The following is an 18,782-nucleotide window of genomic DNA, read 5'->3' as shown; positions in this document are numbered from 1 at the left end:
CCACCCACCTCTACGGAAGGAGCGGACATGGCCGACCGGCCCATCCAGATCGACGTGCAGAAGTACCTGAGCGGGGTCGATTACCCCGCGAGCAAGGCGGACCTCGTCGGGACCGCGCAGGGGCAGGGCGCCCCCCAGGAGGTCATCGACGCGCTCGAAGGGCTTCCCGACAGGCAGTTCGACAGCCCGGTGCAGGTGACCGAGGGCATCAGCGGCAGCTGAGCCGGCGTCTGGAGGTGCCCGGCGGTCAGAACGTCGCGCCGGGCACGCCGGACACGACCAGCGCCGCGCCGCCGACCCAGACGCCCGCGGCGAGCAGGATGCCCACGATGGGCACCCAGAAGGCCCGGCGGCGGACGACGAGCAGCACCACGGCGACGATCACCGTCACCAGGGTGATCGCCGCCGGCCCGAGCAGCGCCATGAAGAAGCCCGCGCCCATCCGGCCGGTGTCGCAGACCGTGGAGGCGCCGCACGGGTCGCTCGCGAAGACGAGGAAGAACGCGGCGAAGGTGAGCACCGCCGCGATGACGGCCGCGAGCACCAGGAGCACGATCGTGGTGACGAGGTCCCACACGACCACCGGCCGCCGGGTTCGCGCGCTGCCGGGCGGCGGGTAGGCGGGCGGATACGCGCTCATCAGCCGAAGATCATGGGACGGTCGTCCTCGTCCTCGTCCACCGGAGGGGCGGCGAGCTCGACGAGCACCGGCACATGGTCGCTGGGGGCGTCGCCCTTGCGCTCGTTGCGGTGGATGCTCGCCCCCACGACGCGGTCGGCGAACGCCCGCGATCCGAGGATGAAGTCGATCCGGAGCCCTTCGTTGCGCGGGAAGCGGAGCTGCTTGTAGTCCCAGTAGGTGTAGCCGTCGGGCACGATCGGCCGCACGACGTCGGTGAGGCCGGCCTTCTCGAACGCGGCGAACGCCGTGCGCTCGGGCGGCGAGATGTGGGTGGAGAGGCCGGGCACCAGGCTCGGGTCGCCGACGTCGGAGTCGAGGGGGGCGACGTTCCAGTCGCCCATCAGCGCGAGCTGAAGCTGCGGGTCGTCCGTCAGCCAGCGCTGGGTGTCCGCGGCGAGGGCGGCCAGCCAGTCGAGCTTGTAGACGTAGTGCGGGTCGCTGAGCGCACGGCCGTTCGGGACGTAGAGGCTCCACAGGCGAACACCGTCGACCGTCGCGCCGATGGCGCGCGCCTCCTTCGGCAGGTCCGGGCCGTCGTGGTCCTTGAGGAAGCCGGGCATGTCCGGGAAGCCGATCTCGACATCCTGGAGGGCCAGCCGGCTGGCGATGGCGACGCCGTTCCACTGGTTGAGGCCGTGGAGGACGACCTCGTAGCCCGCCTCCTCGAACGCCGCGTAGGGGAACTGCTCGGGCTTGCACTTGATCTCCTGCATGGCGAGCACGTCGACGTCCTCACGGACCATCCAGTCGACCACCCGGGCCACACGAGTGCGGATGGAGTTCACATTCCAGGTGGCGACACGCATGCCCCGATCGTATCGGGAGCCTCCGACGGCCTGTGGAGAACCGGGGAGAGCGGGATGTTCCCCTCTAGAATCGGGGATGTGACCGACGCACGACAGCAGCTCATCGACTACATCGCCGCCGAGGCCGTGTTCCACGGCGACTTCACGCTCACCAGCGGGAAGAAGGCGAGCTACTACGTCGACCTGCGCAAGGTGAGCCTCGACCACCGGGTCGCCCCGCTCATCGGGCAGGTCATGATCGACCTCATCCGCGACGTCCCCGACGTCGTCGCCGTCGGCGGCATGACCATGGGAGCCGACCCGGTCGCCGCCGCGATCCTGCACCAGGGCGCCTCGCAGGGCCTCGCGTACGACGCGTTCGTCGTGCGCAAGGAGCCGAAGGACCACGGCCGCGGCAAGCAGGTCGAGGGTCCCGACCTCGCGGGCAAGCGGGTCATCGTCCTCGAAGACACCAGCACCACCGGCGGCTCGCCGCTCAAGGCCATCGAGGCCCTGAAGAAGGTCGGCGCCGAGATCGCGGCCGTCGCCGTCGTCGTCGACCGCGACACCGGCGCACGCGAGGTCATCGAGGGCGCGGGCTACCCGTACTTCGCCGCCATCGGCCTGAAGGACCTGGGGCTGGCCTGATGTCCGACGAGCGCGGGAGGGGCGCTGCGGGCGAGGAGCGCCCGGAAGCGGCGGAACCCGCGTCGGCGGAGCCGGAATTCGGCAGCTCGGAGTGGCTGCTGCAGCAGCTGACCGGCGGCCGCCATGTGGAGCGGCGGGGTGCCGAGGCAGCGGAGGCTGCGCCGACCGCGGATGTGTCGGAGGGTGATCTGTCGGCGGGGGATGAGAGCCCGGCGGGTGCTCCGGTCCGAGGGACCGATCCCGAGTCGGTCGCGGACGAACGGGAGGCGCACGCGTCTGCAGAACCGGCTGCGCAACCGGCGAGCTTCGAAGACCTCCTGGGTGCCGCGTCGGAGGAGCCCGCCGAGGACGAGGAGCCCGCGTCCGAATTCCCCGTCGCGTTCTCATGGAACCTCACTCCCGGTGCCGCCACCGATCCGGCGATGGATGCGGAAAGCCCTGACGGCGATGCCCCGACCGCCGCCCTGCCCGTGACGCCGGAGCCCCCGGCGCAGGCCTCGCACGGGGTGCAGGCCGAGTCCGTGGCACAAGCTGCGCCCGAACCTGGTGCGGATGCAGGGGCCGAGCCGACAGCGGAGGCGGAATCCGCGCCCCTATTCGAGCCGCCGGTGCAGCCCGAGCCTCCCGCACAGCCGGAGCCGGCGCCCGCGCCCCCGCTGGTCCCCCCGGTTCGCCGGTCGTCCTTCGTCGAACCGGTGGAGCCGCCTCCCGTCGACGCCGCGCTCGCGGGCGTCGAACCGCCCGTCGCGAGCGATGCGGTCCCGTCGGCCGAACCGACGGGAGAGATCCCGGTCGCCGCGCGCTCGTGGGTCATCGAGACTCCCGAGCCGCCGCAGGAGGCCGAACCGGAGCCTCCACGCACGATCTTCGACCCTCCGCCCGCGCCTCCCGCCGAGGAGGAGGAGAGCCACGGTCTGGCAGCGCTCCTCGGCTTCGGCGGGACGGAGACGGACAAGCCGTCCGGGAAGTCGGTCATCGGCGACACGACGAGCGTCATCCCGATCGACCCCGCGCTGCTCCGCCCGGGGGGCGCCGCGGCACCCGTCGTGGGCGCGACGCCCGCGCCGGAACAGCCGCCCGCGCCGGAACAGCCGCCCGCGCCGGAACAGCCGCCCGCGCCGGAAGAGCGGCCCGCGCCGGAAGAGCCGCCCGCGCCGGAAGAGCCGCCCGCGCCGGACGTGCTGCCGTCGGAGCCGCAGGTCCCGGCCGCCGAGGCCGAGGTCGCACTCGGCGGCGTGCCCTCGCCCGCGACGAGCCCCATCGACGCGGAGAGCATCGCGGCCGCGTCCACGCCCTTTTGGGCGCGACGGACTTCTGAGTCTCGCGAGGAGTCGGACGCTGCACCCGGCGAGGAGTCGGAGGCTGTGGTGGATCAATCGGCAGCCGAGCAGCCCGCCGGTGCGCCCCGCGACGAGGCGGCCGTTGTGGCGCCCGACCAGCCCGCGGCTGCGCCCCGCGACGAGGCGGCCGTTGCGCTGGATGAATCGGCGGCCGACCAGACCGCGGCTGCGCCCGGCGAGGAGGCGGCCACTGCGGTGGATGAACCTTCGGGCCGCGACGACACGGACGGTGCCGATGGTCTGGCCGCGCTGTTCGGCGATGTGATCTCGGAGCCGGAGGCGGACGACATCGACCGCACCCAGCAGGAACCCGAGCCCGAGCGCGATTTCCCGCCGACCGCAGCCGCCCTTGCCGCAGCTGCGGCGGCCCTGGCAGCGGAGGCGCATCCCGACGCGGAGGCCGCGCCGGGGCCGGAGCCTGTGCGCGAAACGGAGTGGATCCCGGGCTCGACCGCGTCCGTCCCGGAGCCCGGAGCGAAGGCCGATGCCGTGGCACAGCCGGATCAGCCGGAGGCCGAGCAGCCGAAGTCCGCCTCCGACGCCGCGCCGCGGTCGGTGGACGCACGCGAGCCGGAGTCCCCTCCCACCACGGCGTACGCGGCAACCTCCGCGTGGGCGCTCGAGCCGGAGCCCCAACCGGCCGCTGATCTCGAAGGTCCCCAACTCGCCTCGGCGGAGGCCACGGGCCCCGCGACCGTGGCTTTCACGCCGGCCGAAGCCGCTGACGCGGCGACGTCGAGTCGCGCACGACGTAGCGCCGGCGACACGGACACGGCCGCCACCGGCGACGCGGTCGCTGGCGGTGGGAACGGCGGCGCAGGTAGCAACGGCGGAAGCAACGGCACCACCACCGCCCTCTGGGCGAACCGCAACAACCGCATCCTGCTCCTGACCTTGGCCGGGCTCGCCGTGGTCCTCGTGCTCGTGGGGCTCTTCGCGCTGGGCACGCGCATCCCGTCCCTGTTCGGCGGCGGAGAGGCGCCCCCGCAGCCGTCGGCGACCCCTGCCGGGAAGTCGGCCAGTCCGACGCCCACTCCCACGCCGACGCCCGTCCCGACCGTCACTCCCAAGCCTGCCGACGCCGTCGGACCGGGCACCCACGCCTGGGATGCGCTGGGCGGAGGCGAGTGCCTGCAGCCGTTCACGTCCGTCTGGGCGGAGGAGTTCACGGTCGTCGACTGCGCCGCCCCGCACACCGCGCAGCTGCTCTACACGAACCTGCTCTCCCCCGACCCCGCCGCGCCCTATCCGGGCGCGGACGCGCTGGCCGCGCAGATCCCCGCCCTGTGCACCGCCTCCGGCGTCGTCGACCTCGGGGCCGCCGGTGCGTACCCCGACCTGCAGGTCGTCGGCTCGTACCCGGCCACGGAGGATCAGTGGAAGAGCGGCCAGCGCTCCTACTACTGCTTCGCGAACCGGTCGAGCGGGCAGCCGCTCACGTCGTCGGTGGCGGGACCCGGCCCCAGCGCCTGACGCTCAGCGGGCGGCGCGGGACCTCGAGCAGAACCTCAGAGCTCGCTCTCGATCGGCTCCCGCGCGACCAGCTCGTTCACGCCCGTCAGCACCTCGTCCGGCCGGAACGGGTAGCGCTCGATCTCGGAGCGGTCGCTGATGCCGGTGAGCACGAGGATGGTGTGCAGTCCGGCCTCGATGCCCGCGACGACGTCGGTGTCCATCCGGTCGCCGATCATGGCGGTGTTCTCGGAGTGCGCGCCGATGCGGTTCATCGCGGAGCGGAACATCATCGGGTTCGGCTTGCCGACCACGTAGGGGTCGCGTCCCGTCGCCTTGGTGATCATGGCGGTCACGGCGCCGGTCGCGGGCAGCGGGCCCTCGGCGCTCGGGCCGGTGGCGTCGGGGTTCGTGGAGATGAACCGCGCGCCCTTGCCGATCAGGCGGATCGCCTTCGTGATCGCGTCGAACGAGTAGCTGCGCGTCTCGCCCACGACGACGTAGTCCGGGTTCGTGTCGGTCATGATGAACCCGGCCTCGTGCAAGGCGGTCGTCAGACCGGCCTCGCCGATGACGTACGCGCTGCCGCCGGGCATCTGCGACTTCAGGAAATCCGCGGTGGCCAGGGCGGAGGTCCAGATCGACTCCTCGGGGACATCCAGACCGGACGTCCGCAGTCGGGCCGCGAGGTCGCGCGGGGTGAAGATCGAGTTGTTCGTCAGCACCAGGAACGGGGTGCCCTGATCCCGCCACTGCTGGATGAGCTCGGACGCCCCCGGCAGGGCCTGGTTCTCATGGACGAGCACGCCGTCCATGTCGGTGAGCCAGCACTCGATCTCGTCGCGACGCGTCACGCGGACTCCTTTCGGCGGGAATCGGATGCGTCCAGCTTAGGGGCCGGGGGCTGCACAGCGGTGAGGTCTCGTGCGGTCGGTGGATAACCTGGACCGGTGGACGAGACGCCGAACCCGACGCACGAGCTGACGACGAACGGCGTCGGACCGTGGCCCGGAGAGTGGCCCGACGACCCCCGCTACGACCCCGAACTCCTGCGCCACGGCGACACGCGCAACGTCATCGACCGCTACCGCTACTGGAGCGTGGAGGCGATCGTCGCCGACCTGGACGAGCGCAGGCACCCGTTCCACGTCGCGATCGAGAACTGGCAGCACGACATGAACATCGGCTCCATTGTTCGCAGCGCGAACGCGTTCCTCGCCGACACCGTCCACATCATCGGCCGGCGGCGCTGGAACAAGCGCGGCGCGATGGTGACCGACCGCTACCAGCACGTCGTCCACCACGACGACGTGGACGCGTTCGTGGCGTGGGCGCGCGACGCCGGGCTGCCGGTGATCGCGATCGACAACGTCCCCGGTTCCGTCGGCATCGAGACCTTCGCGCTGCCGCGGGAGTGCGTGCTCCTGTTCGGTCAGGAGGGGCCGGGTCTGTCGCCAGCGGCCCTGGACGCGGCCGACGCGGTGGTCGAGATCGCGCAGTTCGGCTCCACCCGCTCCATCAACGCCTCGGCCGCGGCCGCCATCGCGATGCACGCCTGGATCACCCAGCACGTCCCCTTCGACTAGCCCGGCGGCGAGACCGAAAGGCTCAGCGGTTCTCGCGGCGCCAGACGAGCTTCAGGCCGGACCAGTCGGTGTCGACGGCGGCCACCTTCACGTCGACGAGGCCGCGCTCGAGCGCGGCGTTGCGGATGACGTTCTCGTCGAGGTCGCTCACGTGCCCGGCGGCCTTGCGCGGCCACGCCGCCCACACCATCCCGTCGGGCCGGATGCGTTCGCCGAGCTCGTCCAGCTCCGCCAGGTAGTCGGCGGCCGTGCGGTAGAAGGCGAGGATGAGACCCGCGGCACCGGAGTCGACCCACGAGACTTCCGGCGCACCCTCGGCCGGAATCCGCCAGCCGTCGTCGGCGTGGAGCACGGCGACGCGCATCCCCGGCTTCAGCCCGAGCTTCCGCCAGAGCGGGGTCCCGGAGTAGCCCGCCGGGGTGCTCACCCGCGCCACCCCGCATCGTCGGCGATTCGCTGGATGGCGTCCGCATCGAGGTCGTACACCGTCTCGCCGTCGTCGGGCGACGGAGCGGTCAGCAGGTGGGCGCGCACCGGCCCCTCGGCCGGCACCTGCACCCACGCGAACCCGGCGCCACGAACGGCCCGCTCGCGCGGCGGCGGCCACAGCACGTCCGTGGTGTTCGCCACGGCGGGAGCGACCACGACCGGGATGCCCGCGGGCCCCGCCTCGGTCACCAGCCCGTGGTGGAAGTGCCCGGCCAGGATGAGGCGCACATCGCCCGCGGAGCACACCTCGAGCAGCGGCTCGGGATCGACCAGCCGCAGCGGCTCGAACAGCACGGTCGTGGGCGGCACGGGCGGGTGGTGCAGCACGACGACCGTCCCGTTCTCCGACGGCTCCGCCAGCACCTCCCGCAGCCGGTCCAGCTGTTCCTCGAAGACCTGGCCGTAGCCCGCGCCCGGGACGGACGTGTCGACGGTCACCACGCGGAAGCCGTGCACGTGGGTGACGGACTCGCGGGCGCCCAGCACCTCCTCGAATCCGTCGCGGAGGTCGTGGTTGCCCATCGCGTACACGATCGCCGCGCCGCGTTCGGCGGCCCACGGTTCGAGCGTGCCCTTCAGGCGGCGGTAGGAGTCGGCGGTCCCGTCGTCGGACAGGTCGCCGGACGCGACCACCACATCCACCTCGGCCAGCGTCGCCGCGCGCGCCAGGACGCGGTCGAGCCCGGCGAGCGTGTCCACGATCCCGTTGTGCAGCCGGCCGTCGCCGTACAGGTGCGTGTCGGAGAGGTGCAGGATGCGCAGGCTTTCGGTCACGCCGCCACCCTAGCGCCGGCCACCGTCGCCGCAGGGGCCGCCGCCGGGGATCGAGTGGTGAGTGGATGCGCGAAACCCGGCCGGGTGGCGACCAGATGTCACCACTCGATCCCGGGTCGGCGGCCGGTCAGTCGCCGTCGGAGTCGGCGTCCAGGGCCTGGATGATGGCGTCCACCGCCGTGATGAGGTTGTGGAGCGCCTGCCGCTCGATCGAGTCCTCGGACAGCTTCTGGATGTCGTAGCTCGCGGCGCTCGCCGCCTGGCGCGCCTGCGAGAGCGCCGCCTGGACTTCGAGATCGGCCATGGTCGTCCTCCTCGGATCGGATGCTGGTGGGCGCCACCCTAGCCCCGCCGGGTGGCGCCCCGCCAGACTCCGGGGCTCAGCCGATGAGGGACGGGCGCAGGTCGCGGAGTGTCCGGAAGTGCGTCATCCTCGTCACCCCGATCGCCGCGATGAGCAGGGCGATGAGCATCCACAGCGCCAGCACCCCCGCGTCCGCCCACGCCGTCGCCGGATTGCCGCCGTACATGAGCTGCCGGATGCCGTCGACCGCGTACGACATGGGCAGGGCGTGGTGCAGCGCCGCGAGCGGGCCGGGCAGCGTCTGCCACGGGAACGTTCCGCCCGCCGTGACGAGCTGCAGCACCATCAGCACGAGGCCGAGGAACTGCCCGACGCTCCCGAGCCAGACGTTCAGCGCCAGGATGATCGCCGCGAAGGTGACCGACGCGAGCCCCATCAGCCCGTACATCCCGAGCGGGTTGTCGATGCGGAAGCCGAGCGCCCCCGCGACGATCGCGAACAGTCCGATCATCTGGATGGCGCCGAGCAGCCCGGGCGTCAGCCAGCCAGCCAGCGTGATCTTGATCGGCGAATGCAGGGCGGTGATCGCCCGGCGAGAGACCGGCTTCACGATGAGGAACAGCGCGTAGATGCCGATCCAGGCCGCCAGGGCGACGAAGAACGGCGCGAGCCCGGCGCCGTAGGTGCCGGCGGAGGTGATGGAGTCGTTCTTGAGGTTGACGGGGTCGGCGATCGTCGACGCCTGCTTCTTCTGCAGGGACGGGGACGAGTCCGGGATCTGCTTCACGCCGCTCTGCAGGCCGTCCCGCAGCTTCGTGGTGCCGTCGTGCAGGGTCGTCAGCCCGTCGCGCAGCTGCGCCGCACCGGTCGCGGCGGACGAGGCGCCCGAGGCCAGCTGCGATGCTCCCGCCGCCGCGGCCTGCGAGCCGGCGGCGACCTGCGATGCGCCCGTCGCGGCCTGCTGCGATCCGGCGGCGACCTGCGTCGCTCCTCCCGCGACCTGGTCCGCGCCGGAGGAGAGCTGGTGGATCTGCCCCACCGCGTCCTGGATCTGCCCGTTGGCGGATTGCGCCTTCGTGTCGAGGTCGCCCATGACCGCCTTCACCTGCGCCAGCTGCTCCGGGGTGGCGCCGGCCGCGGTGAGCCGGTTCAGGAGGTCCTGCTGCGCGGCGGGCGCGGCCGCGGCGATCTGCTGCGCCGCCGCCGAGGCCTCGTCCGCCTTGGCGGCCAGCTGACGGTTGCCGGCCGCCACTTGGGCTGCGCCGTCGCTCACCTGTTGTGCGCCGCCGGCGAGCTGGCCGAGCTTGTCCGCCAGCTCCTGGGACCCGGAAGCGAGCTGACCCAGCTTCCCGGCCAGCTCCTGCGAACCGGACGCGAGCTGCGCCGTGCCGTTTGCGAGCTGCGAGGCGCCGGACTGCGCGCTCGCACTGCCGTCGACGAGCTGGTTCGCGCCGTCCACCGCCGTCACCAGATTGGAGCGGATGTCGGCGAGGCCGAGCAGGAACTGCTTCGCGGCCTGCTCGTTGACCTGCTTGACGATGGAGGTGCGGATCTTCTCGGCCGCCTGCGTCCCGATGGTCGACGCGAGGTAGCTGTTCGTGTCGTTCGTGGTGAGGGTCACGACGGCGCGGTGCGGGTCGGTCCCGGAGGCGGACGCGAGCGCCGACGAGAAGTCCGCGGGGAACGTGATGCTGAAGTCGTACTTCGAGTCGTCCACACCGCTCGCGGCGGAGCCCTTCGCGACGCGGTGCCACTGGAACGACCCGTCCTCGATCAGCTGATCGGCCACCTGGTCGCCGTAGTTCACGGTCTTGCCGTCGACGGTCGCGCCGGTGTCGTCCACCACGATGGCGGCCGGGATGCGGTTCAGGTTGGCGTACGGGTTCTGGTTCGCCCACAGGTACAGGCCGCCGTAGAGCACCGGGACGCACATCAGGGCGATGAGCGCCACGATGGACATGGGGCTGGCGGTCAGGCGGCGGAACTCCGCCGCGATCATCTGCGGGATCTTCATTCGCTCTCCACAACGTGGCCCGGGAGATCGTCGGTGTCGTCCCGGCCGGGGTCTTCGTCGAAGGTGTCTGGTTCGGTCTCGTCGAAGCGCTCGACGAGGGAGGCGGCCGCGATGGCGGCTGCGGAGGCGTCTCCGGCGACCACGAGCACGGCGATGCCGCGCCCGGCGAGTTCGCGCGCGAAGCGCCACCACTCGACCGGGTCGCCGCCGTGGCGGTCGGGGGACACGAGCACCAGCCCGTCGACGCCCTTCCGCAGCAGCGCGAGCTCGGCGAGCAGGCGGATGCGGACGGTCGGCGGCACGGTGCCGATGGAGGCGCGCGACCACTCGGACGCGCCGAGCTCGCGCAGGCAGCGGCCCACGGCGACGGGATGCGACGCGCGCCCGGCGAACATCAGCTCCTCCGCGACGATGCCCGAGACGGTCACGTCGGAGGCGGGCTCGGAGACGTCCGGCGCGTCGATCAGGGCGATCCGCCGGCGCATCGCGCCGTAGTCGGCGGCGCCGTCGATGGTGACCTCTCCGGTGTCCGGTCGCATCCTCCCGGAGGCGATGAGGCCGAGGACGGTGGGCCGCTGCTCGGTCTCGGCGCGCGCGAGGGTGGCGCGGCCGGTCTCGAAGGCGGCGGAGGTCGGTGGCAGCGCAGCGCCCTTCCCGACTCGGTCGAGGACGACCTTCATCGTGCGCCTCCCGATGTCGGCACGCCGAATGCCAGATCGGGCGTCGACGCGATCAGGTCGTCCGCCTCGCGCCAGCCCATACCGGCGGCGCTGAGGCCGGCGAGCATGACCAGCCGGTGCCCGGCCTCCGGGGTCAGGCGGGCGCGGGTGGCCTCGTCGAGCACCGACACTGCGGCGTTCTCGATCAACCGGGTGACCGTCTCCCGGTCGAGGTCGGTGCGGATGCGGCCCGACTCCCTGCCTCGACCCACCGTCTCGCGCAGTCGTTCGCGAGCCGGGTCGAGCGCGGTGCCGACCATGGCGCGGTGCGGGCCGCGCACCGCGAGCGCAGCACTGACGCGGACGTGCTCGACCTCGGCCCACAGGGTCGCGCCGAACAGCGCGATCTCGACCAGCGGGTCGGGATGCGACACCGGGTCGAGCAGAGCGGCCAGGCGCCGTGCTCCGCGGGTGAAGACCTCGACGAGGAGGTCGTCGCGCGTGGCGAAGTGGCCGTAGACCGCGCGGCGGCTGAGGCCGGCGCGGGCGGCGATGCTCTCGAGGGACGCGTCGATGTCCTCGTTCAGAGCGACGGCGGCCGCGCCGAGGATCGCCTCGCGGTTGGCGGCCGCGTCGCGGCGCGGTGCGCGGGTGGAGGAGGTGGGCATGCCTCCAGTGTACGCCCTTCTTGCACACTCGTGTGCAACTTAAGCAATCCCTCAGGCGGCCGCCTCGGCGCGCGCCGGCACAGTGTCCCGCAGCCTCACGTTCCGCCGTGCCGCCACCGCCGCCAGCGTCAGTACGAGCGCGCCGGCCGCCCACACGAGTAGCAGCCCGACGGATCCCCACGCGCCTGCCGCATCCCCGGTCCCCGCGGCTCGCAGCAGCGCCAGCGCGGGCGCCGTCGGCAGCAGCTGCGAGAACGCGACGAGCTGCGGCGGCGCGGTGGACGACAGCCCGGCCACCAGCGCCGTCCCGCCGATGAGCAGGGCGATCAGGCGCCCGACCCCGCCGAACGCGGCGGCCAGCGCTTGATTGACAACGGCGAACACGGCACCGACGAGCGCCGCGGCCAGCGCGAAGGCGATCCACACATCCGGCCGCAGCCCCATCCCGAGCTGCGCAGCTCCCGCCACGATCACCCCCTGGCCGGCGCCGATCAGGGCGACCACGCCGGCCGACCGCACCGCGATCAGCGCCGACGGCACGGAGCTGAGCAAGAGGCGCGTCGGGACGGCCCGGCGGGCGAGCGAGGTCACCATCGCGCCCAGCCAGAGCGCGAGCACGGCGAAGAACGGCAGCGACGCGAGCCCCGTCGGCGGAGCCTTCTGCGTGGTCACCACCGGTTGCGCGGCGACGGCGGACAGGGTGGTGATGTCGGAGTCCGAATAGGTGGGGATGGAGGTCGTCGCCTGCTGCAGGCCGGACGACAACTGCGCCGCTCCGTCCGCGCTCTGCTGGGCTCCGGAGGCTGCCGACGACGCGCCGCCGCTGACCTGCGACGCTCCCGCCGCCGTCTGTGAAGCGCCCGTGGCGAGCGATGCCGCCCCCGTGGCGGAGGCGTCGATCCCGTCGACGACCTGCGGCATCGCACCGGCCAGCGCGGCGTTGCCCGCGGCGACCTGGTCCGCGACCCCCGCGATGGTCTGTACGTCGCCGTTCGCCGCTTGGAGCGATGTCAGCGCCGCCGTCGCGCGAGCACACGCGCCGGCGGCGGGCGTCGCGCACACCTCGGCGACAGCCTCCGCCATCCGGGCCACCGCGTCCGCTGTCCGGCTCGCGGCCGCATCCGCGACCTGCGCGATGGCGGCGGAGCCGCGTGCGAGGCCGGCGGTCTGCTCCGGCAGGGAGGCGGTGCCGGATGCGAGCTGCGCCAGCCCGGACGACAGCGACTGCGCTCCGGCGTCCAGCGACTGCGTCCCGGTCGCGAGCGACGCCGCCCCGGTGGCGAGAGACGCCGTCCCCGACGCCAAGCTCGCCGTGCCGCTCGCGAGCGAAGCGGCGCCGTCGGCTGCCTGCCCGATCTGCTGGTCGATCGTGTTGAAGCCGGCGTACACGTTCTGCAGGTACTGCACGGTGAGCTGTCGGTCCAGCGATGCGGTAGCCGCCTGCGTGACCGCTGCCGCCAAAGCCGGATCCACGAGCGGCGTGGCGGGCCCGGTCCGCACGGTGACGGTCGCCTGCGTCGCGCTCGCCGCCGGGCCGCCGATCGAGGTCGCGTCGGCCGAGAAGGACTTCGGGATGGTCAGCACCGCGGCATACCGTCCGCTCTGCAGCCCCGCGCTCGCGTCGTCGTCGTTGGTGAGCACCCAGTCGAAGCTCGAGGCGTCGTCCGAGGGCGGCGGCTCGGTGGCCTGGTCCGAGCCTCCGCTCGCCGTCGATACCGTGCCGCCCGACATCAGTGCCCCGGCGAACTGCCGCCCCAGCGGGATGGTCTGCCCGTTCTTGGTGACCGGCTGGTCGTCGTTGACGACCGCGGCGGTGACGCGGTCGAGGTGCTGGCCCGGCGCGAAGAGGCCCCAGCCGAGCACGGCGACGACGATCAGCGGCGCGAGGGCCAGGCCGATCAGCGTGAGCGTGCGCGTGCGCTCGGTGCCTGCGCGCGCGTCGAACGGTGTGCGGGTCATGGGTGCCCTCCCGTCGGTTCGGGGAACGGATCCTCAGGTGGATGCGGCGAGCGGCGGCGCCTCGCGCACCGATACGGCGTCGCCCGCCGCCGGCCGCAGATCCGCGACGGCCGCCGCGTCCCGATCGGTCAGCACGACCGCGATCCCGTCGGCCGCGGCCTGACGTACGGCGTCCGCGAGCCGGGCGCGCTCGTCGCCGACCACCGCGGCCGCGCCGTCGATCACCAGCAGCGCGGGATGTCCGGTGCGCGCGGCGTGCACGGCCGCGACGGCGTTTTCGGTGCGGTCGACGAGCACGAGCCCGGTGCGCGCTCGCACAGAGGCGCGCCGGGTGGGGAGAAGCAGACCGGCGACCTTCAGCCGCCCCGCCGCGACAGGCCCCCGCCCGGTCAGCCCGAGCGCCAGGGCGGTGTGGCCCGGATCGGCCACCACCCGCACCTCACCGGGGAGCAGCATCAGGTCCACCGGCCCGGACGCCCCCGCCTGCAGCCCCGCCGCCGCGACCGCGTACGGCTCGTCCCGCACCGGCCAGGCCGCCGCATCCAGCTCGGCCTGCAGCCCCTCGCCCTCGATGTCGAAGCGCGGCAGCAGGCGGTCGAGCCAGCGCGGGATCCACCAGGCCGCCCGCCCGAACAGCACGAGCACCGCGGGGATGAGAGTCATCCGCACCACGAACGCGTCGATGGCGACACCCACCGCCAGCCCGAGCGCGATCGGCTGGATGGAGGCATCTCCCTCCGGGATGAACGCCGCGAACACGGCGAACATGATGATCGCCGCGGCCGTCACCACGCGGGCCGAGCCGACGAAGCCGTTGCGCACCGCATCCTTCGGCGCGTCCCCGCGCACGTACTGCTCGCGCATCCGGCTGGCCAGGAACACCTCGTAGTCCATGGCGAGTCCGAAGAGCACGCCCATGAGGATGATCGGCATGAAGCTGATCACCGAGCCCAGGTGGGCGACGTGCAGCGGCCCGGCGAGGAAGCCGCTCATGAACACCAGGCTCGTGACGCCGAAGGCCGCGCCGATGCTGAGCAGATAGCCGAGCGCAGCGGTCACGGGCACCACGATCGAGCGGAACACCATCGCCAGCAGGATCAGCGACAGCCCGACGACCAGGATCGCGAACGGCAGCAGCGCATCCCCGAGCCGGGCCGAGATGTCGATGCCCGCGGCGGTGTACCCGGTCACCGCGAGGTCGATGCCGTACTCGCTCTCGAAGTGGTCGTGCATCGAGCGGAGGGTCGCCACCAGCATCTGCGTCTCCACCGAGTCGGGTGCGCCGGTGGGAACGACCTGCGCTATGCCGGTGTCGCCCGTGGGGTTGGGCGTGGAGAGCGGAACGGCCGCGACGCCCGGCACGGTGCGCAGCTCGTCCCCGAGGTCGTCCATCAGCGTCACGGGATCGCTGCTGCCGATCACCGAGCCGGTGACGATGAGCGGGCCGTTGTATCCGGGACCGAAGTGCTCCGCGATGAGGTCGTAGGTGATGCGGGCGGGCTCGGTCTCGTCGAGCGATCCCGAATCCGGAAGCGCCAGGCGCAGCGAGATCGCGGGCAGCGCGAGCGCGCCGAGCAGGCCGACGACCACCACGATCGTGAGGACCGGGATGCGCGTGACGGCGTTCACCCAGCCGTGGGCGACGGGATGCTCGGAGCGGGGACGGCGAGGGCGCTTGGGTCTGCGCGGCGGCGCGTCGGTATGGGCGGCGTCCTTCTCCTGCGGCTTCTCGGCCCCCGGCCGGAACCGCTTCGCAACCACGTGCATCCCGGCGAACCCTAGCAGCGCCGGCGTCAGTGTGGTCGACACCAGCACCGCGATCGCGACCGCGAGCGCGGCCGCAACGCCCATCGTCGTCAGGAACGGGATGCCCGCGACCGCCAGCCCGAGCAGGGCGATGATCACGGTCACCGCCGCGAACACCACCGCGGACCCCGCGGTCGCGACGGCGCGCGCGGCGGACTCCTCCGGCGCGATCCCCTTCTTCACCTGCTCCTGGTGCCGGGAGATGATGAACAGCGCGTAGTCGATCCCGACCGCCAGCCCGAGCATGAGCGCGAGCAGGGGAGTGGTGGAGGCGATGGTCAGCCACTTCGTCGCGGCGAAGATCAGGGCGAGCGACAGCCCGGCGCCGAGCAGCGCGTTGATCAGCGGCATCGCGGCCGCCACCACCGAGACGAAGGTCAGGATGAGGACCACGAACGCGACCGCCAGGCCCAGGAGCTCGGTGACGCTGATGCCCGCGACGCTCGACGAGAACACCTGACCGCCGACGGCCACCTGCGACCCGGAAGACAGCGCCTTCTCGAGGTCGGCGCCCGACCGCTGCAGCGCATCCCTCGTGCTCTGCGACACCTCCACCGTTCCGACGGACAGCTGGATGGGCACCAGTGCGGCGGAGTCGTCCGCGCTGACGTTCCCCGTCGACGGGCCCTGGTACGGGTCGCTCGCCGAGGTGACCTGCGGGACCTTCGCGAGCTCGCCGACGGTCTTCTCGACCGCCGACTGGAACGCCGGGTCGCGCACGCTCGCGCCCTTCGGAGCCACCGCGATCAGCTGCGCCGACGCCCCGCTGACCTGCGGGAACGTGCGCGCCAGCGCATCCAGAGCCTGCTGCGACTCGGTGCCCGGGATCGTGAACGTGTTGTCGGTGCCCTGGCTGAGGAGCCCGGCCGCCGCGAACAGCAGCACGAGCGCGCCCAGCCAGACCGCCAGGACCCGCCGGCGCGCCCGGAAGGCGAAGCGGCCCAGCGAGTACAGGAGGGACGACATCGCGCCCAATGTAGAGCCATCCTCAGCAGTCCGACAATGCTCGATACGGGGCCGAAAGACCGCTCGCGATAGGATCGAGTGCGACGGTCGTCCGCGTGGCGCCGACGCGTTCCATCCATGGAGAGGACATCCACGTGCCCGCGATCGTGATCATCGGCGCCCAGTGGGGCGACGAAGGCAAAGGCAAGGCGACCGACGTCCTGGGGAGCCGCATCGACTACGTCGTCAAGTTCAACGGCGGCAACAACGCGGGTCACACGGTCGTCATCGGCGACGAGAAGTACGCCCTGCACCTGCTGCCGTCCGGCATCCTGACCGAGGGCGTCGTCCCCGTGATCGCGAACGGCGTGGTCGTCGACATCGAGGTGCTGTTCGAGGAGCTGGACGCGCTCATCGCCCGCGGCGTCGACGTATCGCGCCTCAAGGTGTCCTCGAACGCGCACGTGATCACCTCGTACCACCGCACCATCGACAAGGTCACCGAGCGCTTCCTCGGCAAGCGCCAGATCGGCACCACCGGCCGCGGCATCGGCCCGACCTACGCCGACAAGATCAACCGCGTCGGCATCCGCATCCAGGACCTCTTCGACGAGAACATCCTGCGCCAGAAGGTCGAGGGCGCCCTCGACCAGAAGAACCACCTCCTGGTGAAGGTCTACAACCGCCGCGCGATCACGGTCGACGAGGTCGTCGAGCAGCTGCTCGAGTACGCCGAGCGCCTGCGGCCGATGGTCGTCGACAGCTCCCTGCTGCTCAACCAGGCGCTGGAGGAGGGCAAGTACGTGCTCTTCGAGGGCGGCCAGGCGACCATGCTCGACGTGGACCACGGGACCTACCCGTTCGTCACCTCCTCCAACTCCACCGCCGGCGGCGCCGCGACCGGCTCGGGCATCGGCCCGAACCGCATCGACCGCGTCATCGGCATCGTCAAGGCGTACACGACCCGCGTCGGCGCCGGCCCGTTCCCGACCGAGCTGTTCGACGAGTGGGGCGAGTTCCTGCGCGAGCGCGGCTTCGAGTTCGGCACCACCACCGGCCGCCCGCGTCGCACCGGCTGGTACGACGCCCCGGTCGCCCGCTACACCGCGCGCATCAACGGCGTCACCGACTTCGTGCTCACCAAGCTGGACACGCTGACCGGCATCGAGCGCATCCCGGTCGCGGTCGCATACGACGTCGACGGCGTCCGCCACGACGAGGTCCCCGCCTCGCAGAGCGACTTCCACCACGCGAAGCCGATCTACGAGGAGTTCCCCGGCTGGACCGAGGACATCTCCGGCGCCCGCACCTTCGAAGACCTGCCGAAGAACGCGCAGGACTACGTCCTCGCCCTGGAGCGCCTGTCCGGCGCCCGCATCTCCGCGATCGGCGTGGGCCCGGCCCGCGACCAGATCGTGGTGCGCCACGACCTGATCGACTGAGGCCAGATCTCAGGAGGTCGTCGCGCGCGCGGCGATGCGGCGGTCCAGCGCGCTCAACTCGTCGATGATGCTCGTCACGGCCCAGACGCGGTTGCGCTTCCGATTGCTGATGGAGTGGATGATGCCCGCGGCCTCGAGGCGGTCGAGAGCGTCGTAGGTCGCCGAGGTGGATCTCCGGATCCTGTCTTCAGCCGACTCCGCGTCGAAGACCGGGTTCTCGAGGAGCCCGTCGAGCAGTGCCTCCAGAGCACTCCCCGCGCGTGGGCTCAGCTGCTCGGACCACTCGGCGGGGAGATCCTGGATGGCCTTCACGGAGACCAGAGCCTCATCGGCCGCGACGTGCGTCGCCTTCGCGACGGCGCGCACGATCGGTGCCGGATCCCCGCCGCGGTAGCGGTCGAGCAGCTCGAAATAGCCGCGCTGATCGGCGGCCAGAGCCGAGGCGACAGGCGGCGTGGTGACGCTCGTGAGCCCTCGGCGCCGATAGATCGCACCGATCAGCGCGCGCCCGATCCTGCCGTTGCCATCCGTGAAGGGGTGGATGGACTCGAACTGGGCGTGCGCGATCGCCGCCTGCACGACCACGGGCACGTCGTCACGGTTGGAAAAAGCGAGGAGGTCGTCCATGAGCGGGCTGACGCGCTGCGGAGCCGGTGGGATGTGGACGGCGCCGAGAGGGGAGAAGTCGCTGCCGCCGATCCAGTTCTGCACGTCTCTCAGCCGTCCGGCGTACGCGCCCTCCGAGGGATCGTCCGCCATCAGCGTGCGATGAGCGGAAAGAAGGGAGTCGAGAGTGATGGTGCCCGTGGACCCAGCGTCCTCGATCATCGCCATGACAGCGCGAGAGGCCGACACCATGGAGGTGGCGCTGGCGTTGGCACGGCCACCCGCGAGGGCGCGCGCGAAATCCTCGGTCGTCGCCTCGATGTGCTCGATCTTCGAGGAGGCGATCGACTCGGTGCGGATGAGGAACGTCGAGATCGCCCGTGCGCCCGGTCGTGCATCCGCGTCGAGCTCGGCGAGCGAGCGCTGAGCGTTCTCCTGCGCAACCTGGTCGACGGGGTCGCTGGACAGGCTGCGCTCCGCGATCAACGGTGGGATGGTCGCCGAGATGGATGTGAGCGTTCGGTCTTCGCGTGATCCCCGCCCGCTGCGGTTGCGCCATGGCACGACCTCCGACCCGTGCGGGTGCCAGTCGAGACTGGAGGCCGTAGCTTCCCGGAATAGCG

The 18,782-nt window shown here is 72.2% G+C and carries 17 protein-coding genes; 5 read left to right on the top strand and 12 right to left on the bottom strand.

The window, feature by feature from the left end; all coding sequences use genetic code 11:
* Positions 1 to 27: 27 nt before the first annotated feature.
* The gene (locus AB0P25_RS05530) at positions 28 to 222 is read left to right on the top strand and encodes a DUF2795 domain-containing protein (protein WP_363805885.1); all 195 of its coding nucleotides are present in this window, start codon (positions 28 to 30) and stop codon (positions 220 to 222) included.
* A 25-nt stretch (positions 223 to 247) separates the two neighbouring features.
* Here the strand turns inward: AB0P25_RS05530 and AB0P25_RS05525 are convergent, their stop codons facing one another.
* Positions 248 to 640, bottom strand: coding sequence for a hypothetical protein (locus AB0P25_RS05525; protein ID WP_363805884.1), 393 nt, complete (start codon positions 638 to 640; stop codon positions 248 to 250).
* Positions 640 to 1,488 carry an exodeoxyribonuclease III gene (locus AB0P25_RS05520; protein WP_363805883.1) on the bottom strand — a complete coding sequence of 283 codons (849 nt, stop codon included), beginning with the start codon at positions 1,486 to 1,488 and terminating at the stop codon, positions 640 to 642. The genes AB0P25_RS05525 and AB0P25_RS05520 overlap by 1 nt, the downstream gene beginning before the upstream one ends.
* 78 nt (positions 1,489 to 1,566) lie before the next feature.
* On the opposite strand from AB0P25_RS05520, the gene pyrE reads away from it, so the two are divergent.
* The gene (gene pyrE, locus AB0P25_RS05515) at positions 1,567 to 2,115 is read left to right on the top strand and encodes an orotate phosphoribosyltransferase (RefSeq protein WP_363805882.1); all 549 of its coding nucleotides are present in this window, start codon (positions 1,567 to 1,569) and stop codon (positions 2,113 to 2,115) included.
* The gene (locus tag AB0P25_RS05510) at positions 2,115 to 4,928 is read left to right on the top strand and encodes a hypothetical protein (protein ID WP_363805881.1); all 2,814 of its coding nucleotides are present in this window, start codon (positions 2,115 to 2,117) and stop codon (positions 4,926 to 4,928) included. The genes pyrE and AB0P25_RS05510 overlap by 1 nt, the downstream gene beginning before the upstream one ends.
* Positions 4,929 to 4,963: 35 nt before the next feature.
* On the opposite strand, the gene AB0P25_RS05505 is transcribed toward AB0P25_RS05510, so the two are convergent.
* Entirely contained in the window at positions 4,964 to 5,761 is a 798-nt protein-coding gene (locus AB0P25_RS05505; RefSeq protein ID WP_363805880.1) for an HAD-IIA family hydrolase, read from the bottom strand.
* 96 nt (positions 5,762 to 5,857) lie between these two features.
* On the opposite strand from AB0P25_RS05505, the gene AB0P25_RS05500 reads away from it, so the two are divergent.
* A complete protein-coding gene (locus tag AB0P25_RS05500) occupies positions 5,858 to 6,493 on the top strand; it encodes a TrmH family RNA methyltransferase (protein WP_363805878.1) in 636 nt (211 codons plus the stop codon).
* A gap of 22 nt (positions 6,494 to 6,515) precedes the next feature.
* Here AB0P25_RS05500 and AB0P25_RS05495 read toward each other — a convergent pair whose 3' ends face one another.
* The 8 genes from AB0P25_RS05495 to AB0P25_RS05460 all read right to left on the bottom strand — a co-directional run bounded on the left by AB0P25_RS05495 (position 6,516) and on the right by AB0P25_RS05460 (position 16,132).
* Positions 6,516 to 6,920 (bottom strand): DUF3052 domain-containing protein, encoded by a 405-nt coding sequence (locus AB0P25_RS05495; protein WP_363805877.1) that lies wholly within the window; start codon positions 6,918 to 6,920, stop codon positions 6,516 to 6,518.
* Entirely contained in the window at positions 6,917 to 7,756 is an 840-nt protein-coding gene (locus tag AB0P25_RS05490) for a metallophosphoesterase (RefSeq protein WP_363805875.1), read from the bottom strand. Before AB0P25_RS05490 ends, AB0P25_RS05495 begins: the two co-directional genes overlap by 4 nt.
* 127 nt (positions 7,757 to 7,883) lie before the next feature.
* Positions 7,884 to 8,060 (bottom strand): hypothetical protein, encoded by a 177-nt coding sequence (locus tag AB0P25_RS05485; RefSeq protein WP_363805874.1) that lies wholly within the window; start codon positions 8,058 to 8,060, stop codon positions 7,884 to 7,886.
* Positions 8,061 to 8,136: 76 nt separating this feature from the next.
* Entirely contained in the window at positions 8,137 to 10,074 is a 1,938-nt protein-coding gene (locus AB0P25_RS05480; protein WP_363805873.1) for a YhgE/Pip domain-containing protein, read from the bottom strand.
* Positions 10,071 to 10,754, bottom strand: coding sequence for a hypothetical protein (locus AB0P25_RS05475; protein WP_363805872.1), 684 nt, complete (start codon positions 10,752 to 10,754; stop codon positions 10,071 to 10,073). The genes AB0P25_RS05480 and AB0P25_RS05475 overlap by 4 nt, the downstream gene beginning before the upstream one ends.
* A complete protein-coding gene (locus AB0P25_RS05470) occupies positions 10,751 to 11,401 on the bottom strand; it encodes a TetR/AcrR family transcriptional regulator (protein ID WP_363805870.1) in 651 nt (216 codons plus the stop codon). Before AB0P25_RS05470 ends, AB0P25_RS05475 begins: the two co-directional genes overlap by 4 nt.
* A gap of 51 nt (positions 11,402 to 11,452) precedes the next feature.
* Positions 11,453 to 13,360: a hypothetical protein gene (locus AB0P25_RS05465; protein WP_363805869.1), complete on the bottom strand. Its 1,908-nt coding sequence runs from the start codon at positions 13,358 to 13,360 to the stop codon at positions 11,453 to 11,455.
* 33 nt (positions 13,361 to 13,393) lie between these two features.
* Positions 13,394 to 16,132, bottom strand: a complete 2,739-nt coding sequence (locus AB0P25_RS05460) for an MMPL family transporter (protein ID WP_363805867.1) — start codon at positions 16,130 to 16,132, stop codon at positions 13,394 to 13,396.
* A 134-nt stretch (positions 16,133 to 16,266) separates the two neighbouring features.
* On the opposite strand from AB0P25_RS05460, the gene AB0P25_RS05455 reads away from it, so the two are divergent.
* On the top strand, positions 16,267 to 17,553 hold the full coding sequence (locus tag AB0P25_RS05455) for an adenylosuccinate synthase (RefSeq protein ID WP_363806245.1): 1,287 nt from the start codon (positions 16,267 to 16,269) through the stop codon (positions 17,551 to 17,553).
* Between the two features lie 9 nt (positions 17,554 to 17,562).
* Here AB0P25_RS05455 and AB0P25_RS05450 read toward each other — a convergent pair whose 3' ends face one another.
* Positions 17,563 to 18,645 (bottom strand): Fic family protein, encoded by a 1,083-nt coding sequence (locus AB0P25_RS05450; RefSeq protein WP_363805866.1) that lies wholly within the window; start codon positions 18,643 to 18,645, stop codon positions 17,563 to 17,565.
* Between the last annotated feature and the right edge of the window lie 137 nt (positions 18,646 to 18,782).

Origin of the sequence: Leifsonia sp. NPDC077715, from assembly GCF_040686855.1 — a bacterium.
Taxonomy (GTDB): Bacteria; Actinomycetota; Actinomycetes; order Actinomycetales; family Microbacteriaceae; genus Leifsonia.
The sequence above is the reverse complement of the archived record's forward strand: the minus strand, read 5'-3'. Positions and strand labels throughout refer to the sequence as shown.

What these genes read in the sequence shown, in the direction of transcription:
- AB0P25_RS05470 (WP_363805870.1), bottom strand. Translation starts at nt 11,401, where the DNA reads ATGCCCACCTCCTCCACCCGCGCACCGCGCCGCGACGCGGCCGCCAAC.
- AB0P25_RS05475 (WP_363805872.1), bottom strand. Translation starts at nt 10,754, where the DNA reads ATGAAGGTCGTCCTCGACCGAGTCGGGAAGGGCGCTGCGCTGCCACCG.
- AB0P25_RS05525 (WP_363805884.1), bottom strand. Translation starts at nt 640, where the DNA reads ATGAGCGCGTATCCGCCCGCCTACCCGCCGCCCGGCAGCGCGCGAACC.
- AB0P25_RS05460 (WP_363805867.1), bottom strand. Translation starts at nt 16,132, where the DNA reads ATGTCGTCCCTCCTGTACTCGCTGGGCCGCTTCGCCTTCCGGGCGCGC.
- AB0P25_RS05485 (WP_363805874.1), bottom strand. Translation starts at nt 8,060, where the DNA reads ATGGCCGATCTCGAAGTCCAGGCGGCGCTCTCGCAGGCGCGCCAGGCG.
- AB0P25_RS05530 (WP_363805885.1), top strand. Translation starts at nt 28, where the DNA reads ATGGCCGACCGGCCCATCCAGATCGACGTGCAGAAGTACCTGAGCGGG.
- AB0P25_RS05480 (WP_363805873.1), bottom strand. Translation starts at nt 10,074, where the DNA reads ATGAAGATCCCGCAGATGATCGCGGCGGAGTTCCGCCGCCTGACCGCC.
- AB0P25_RS05465 (WP_363805869.1), bottom strand. Translation starts at nt 13,360, where the DNA reads ATGACCCGCACACCGTTCGACGCGCGCGCAGGCACCGAGCGCACGCGC.
- AB0P25_RS05510 (WP_363805881.1), top strand. Translation starts at nt 2,115, where the DNA reads ATGTCCGACGAGCGCGGGAGGGGCGCTGCGGGCGAGGAGCGCCCGGAA.
- AB0P25_RS05520 (WP_363805883.1), bottom strand. Translation starts at nt 1,488, where the DNA reads ATGCGTGTCGCCACCTGGAATGTGAACTCCATCCGCACTCGTGTGGCC.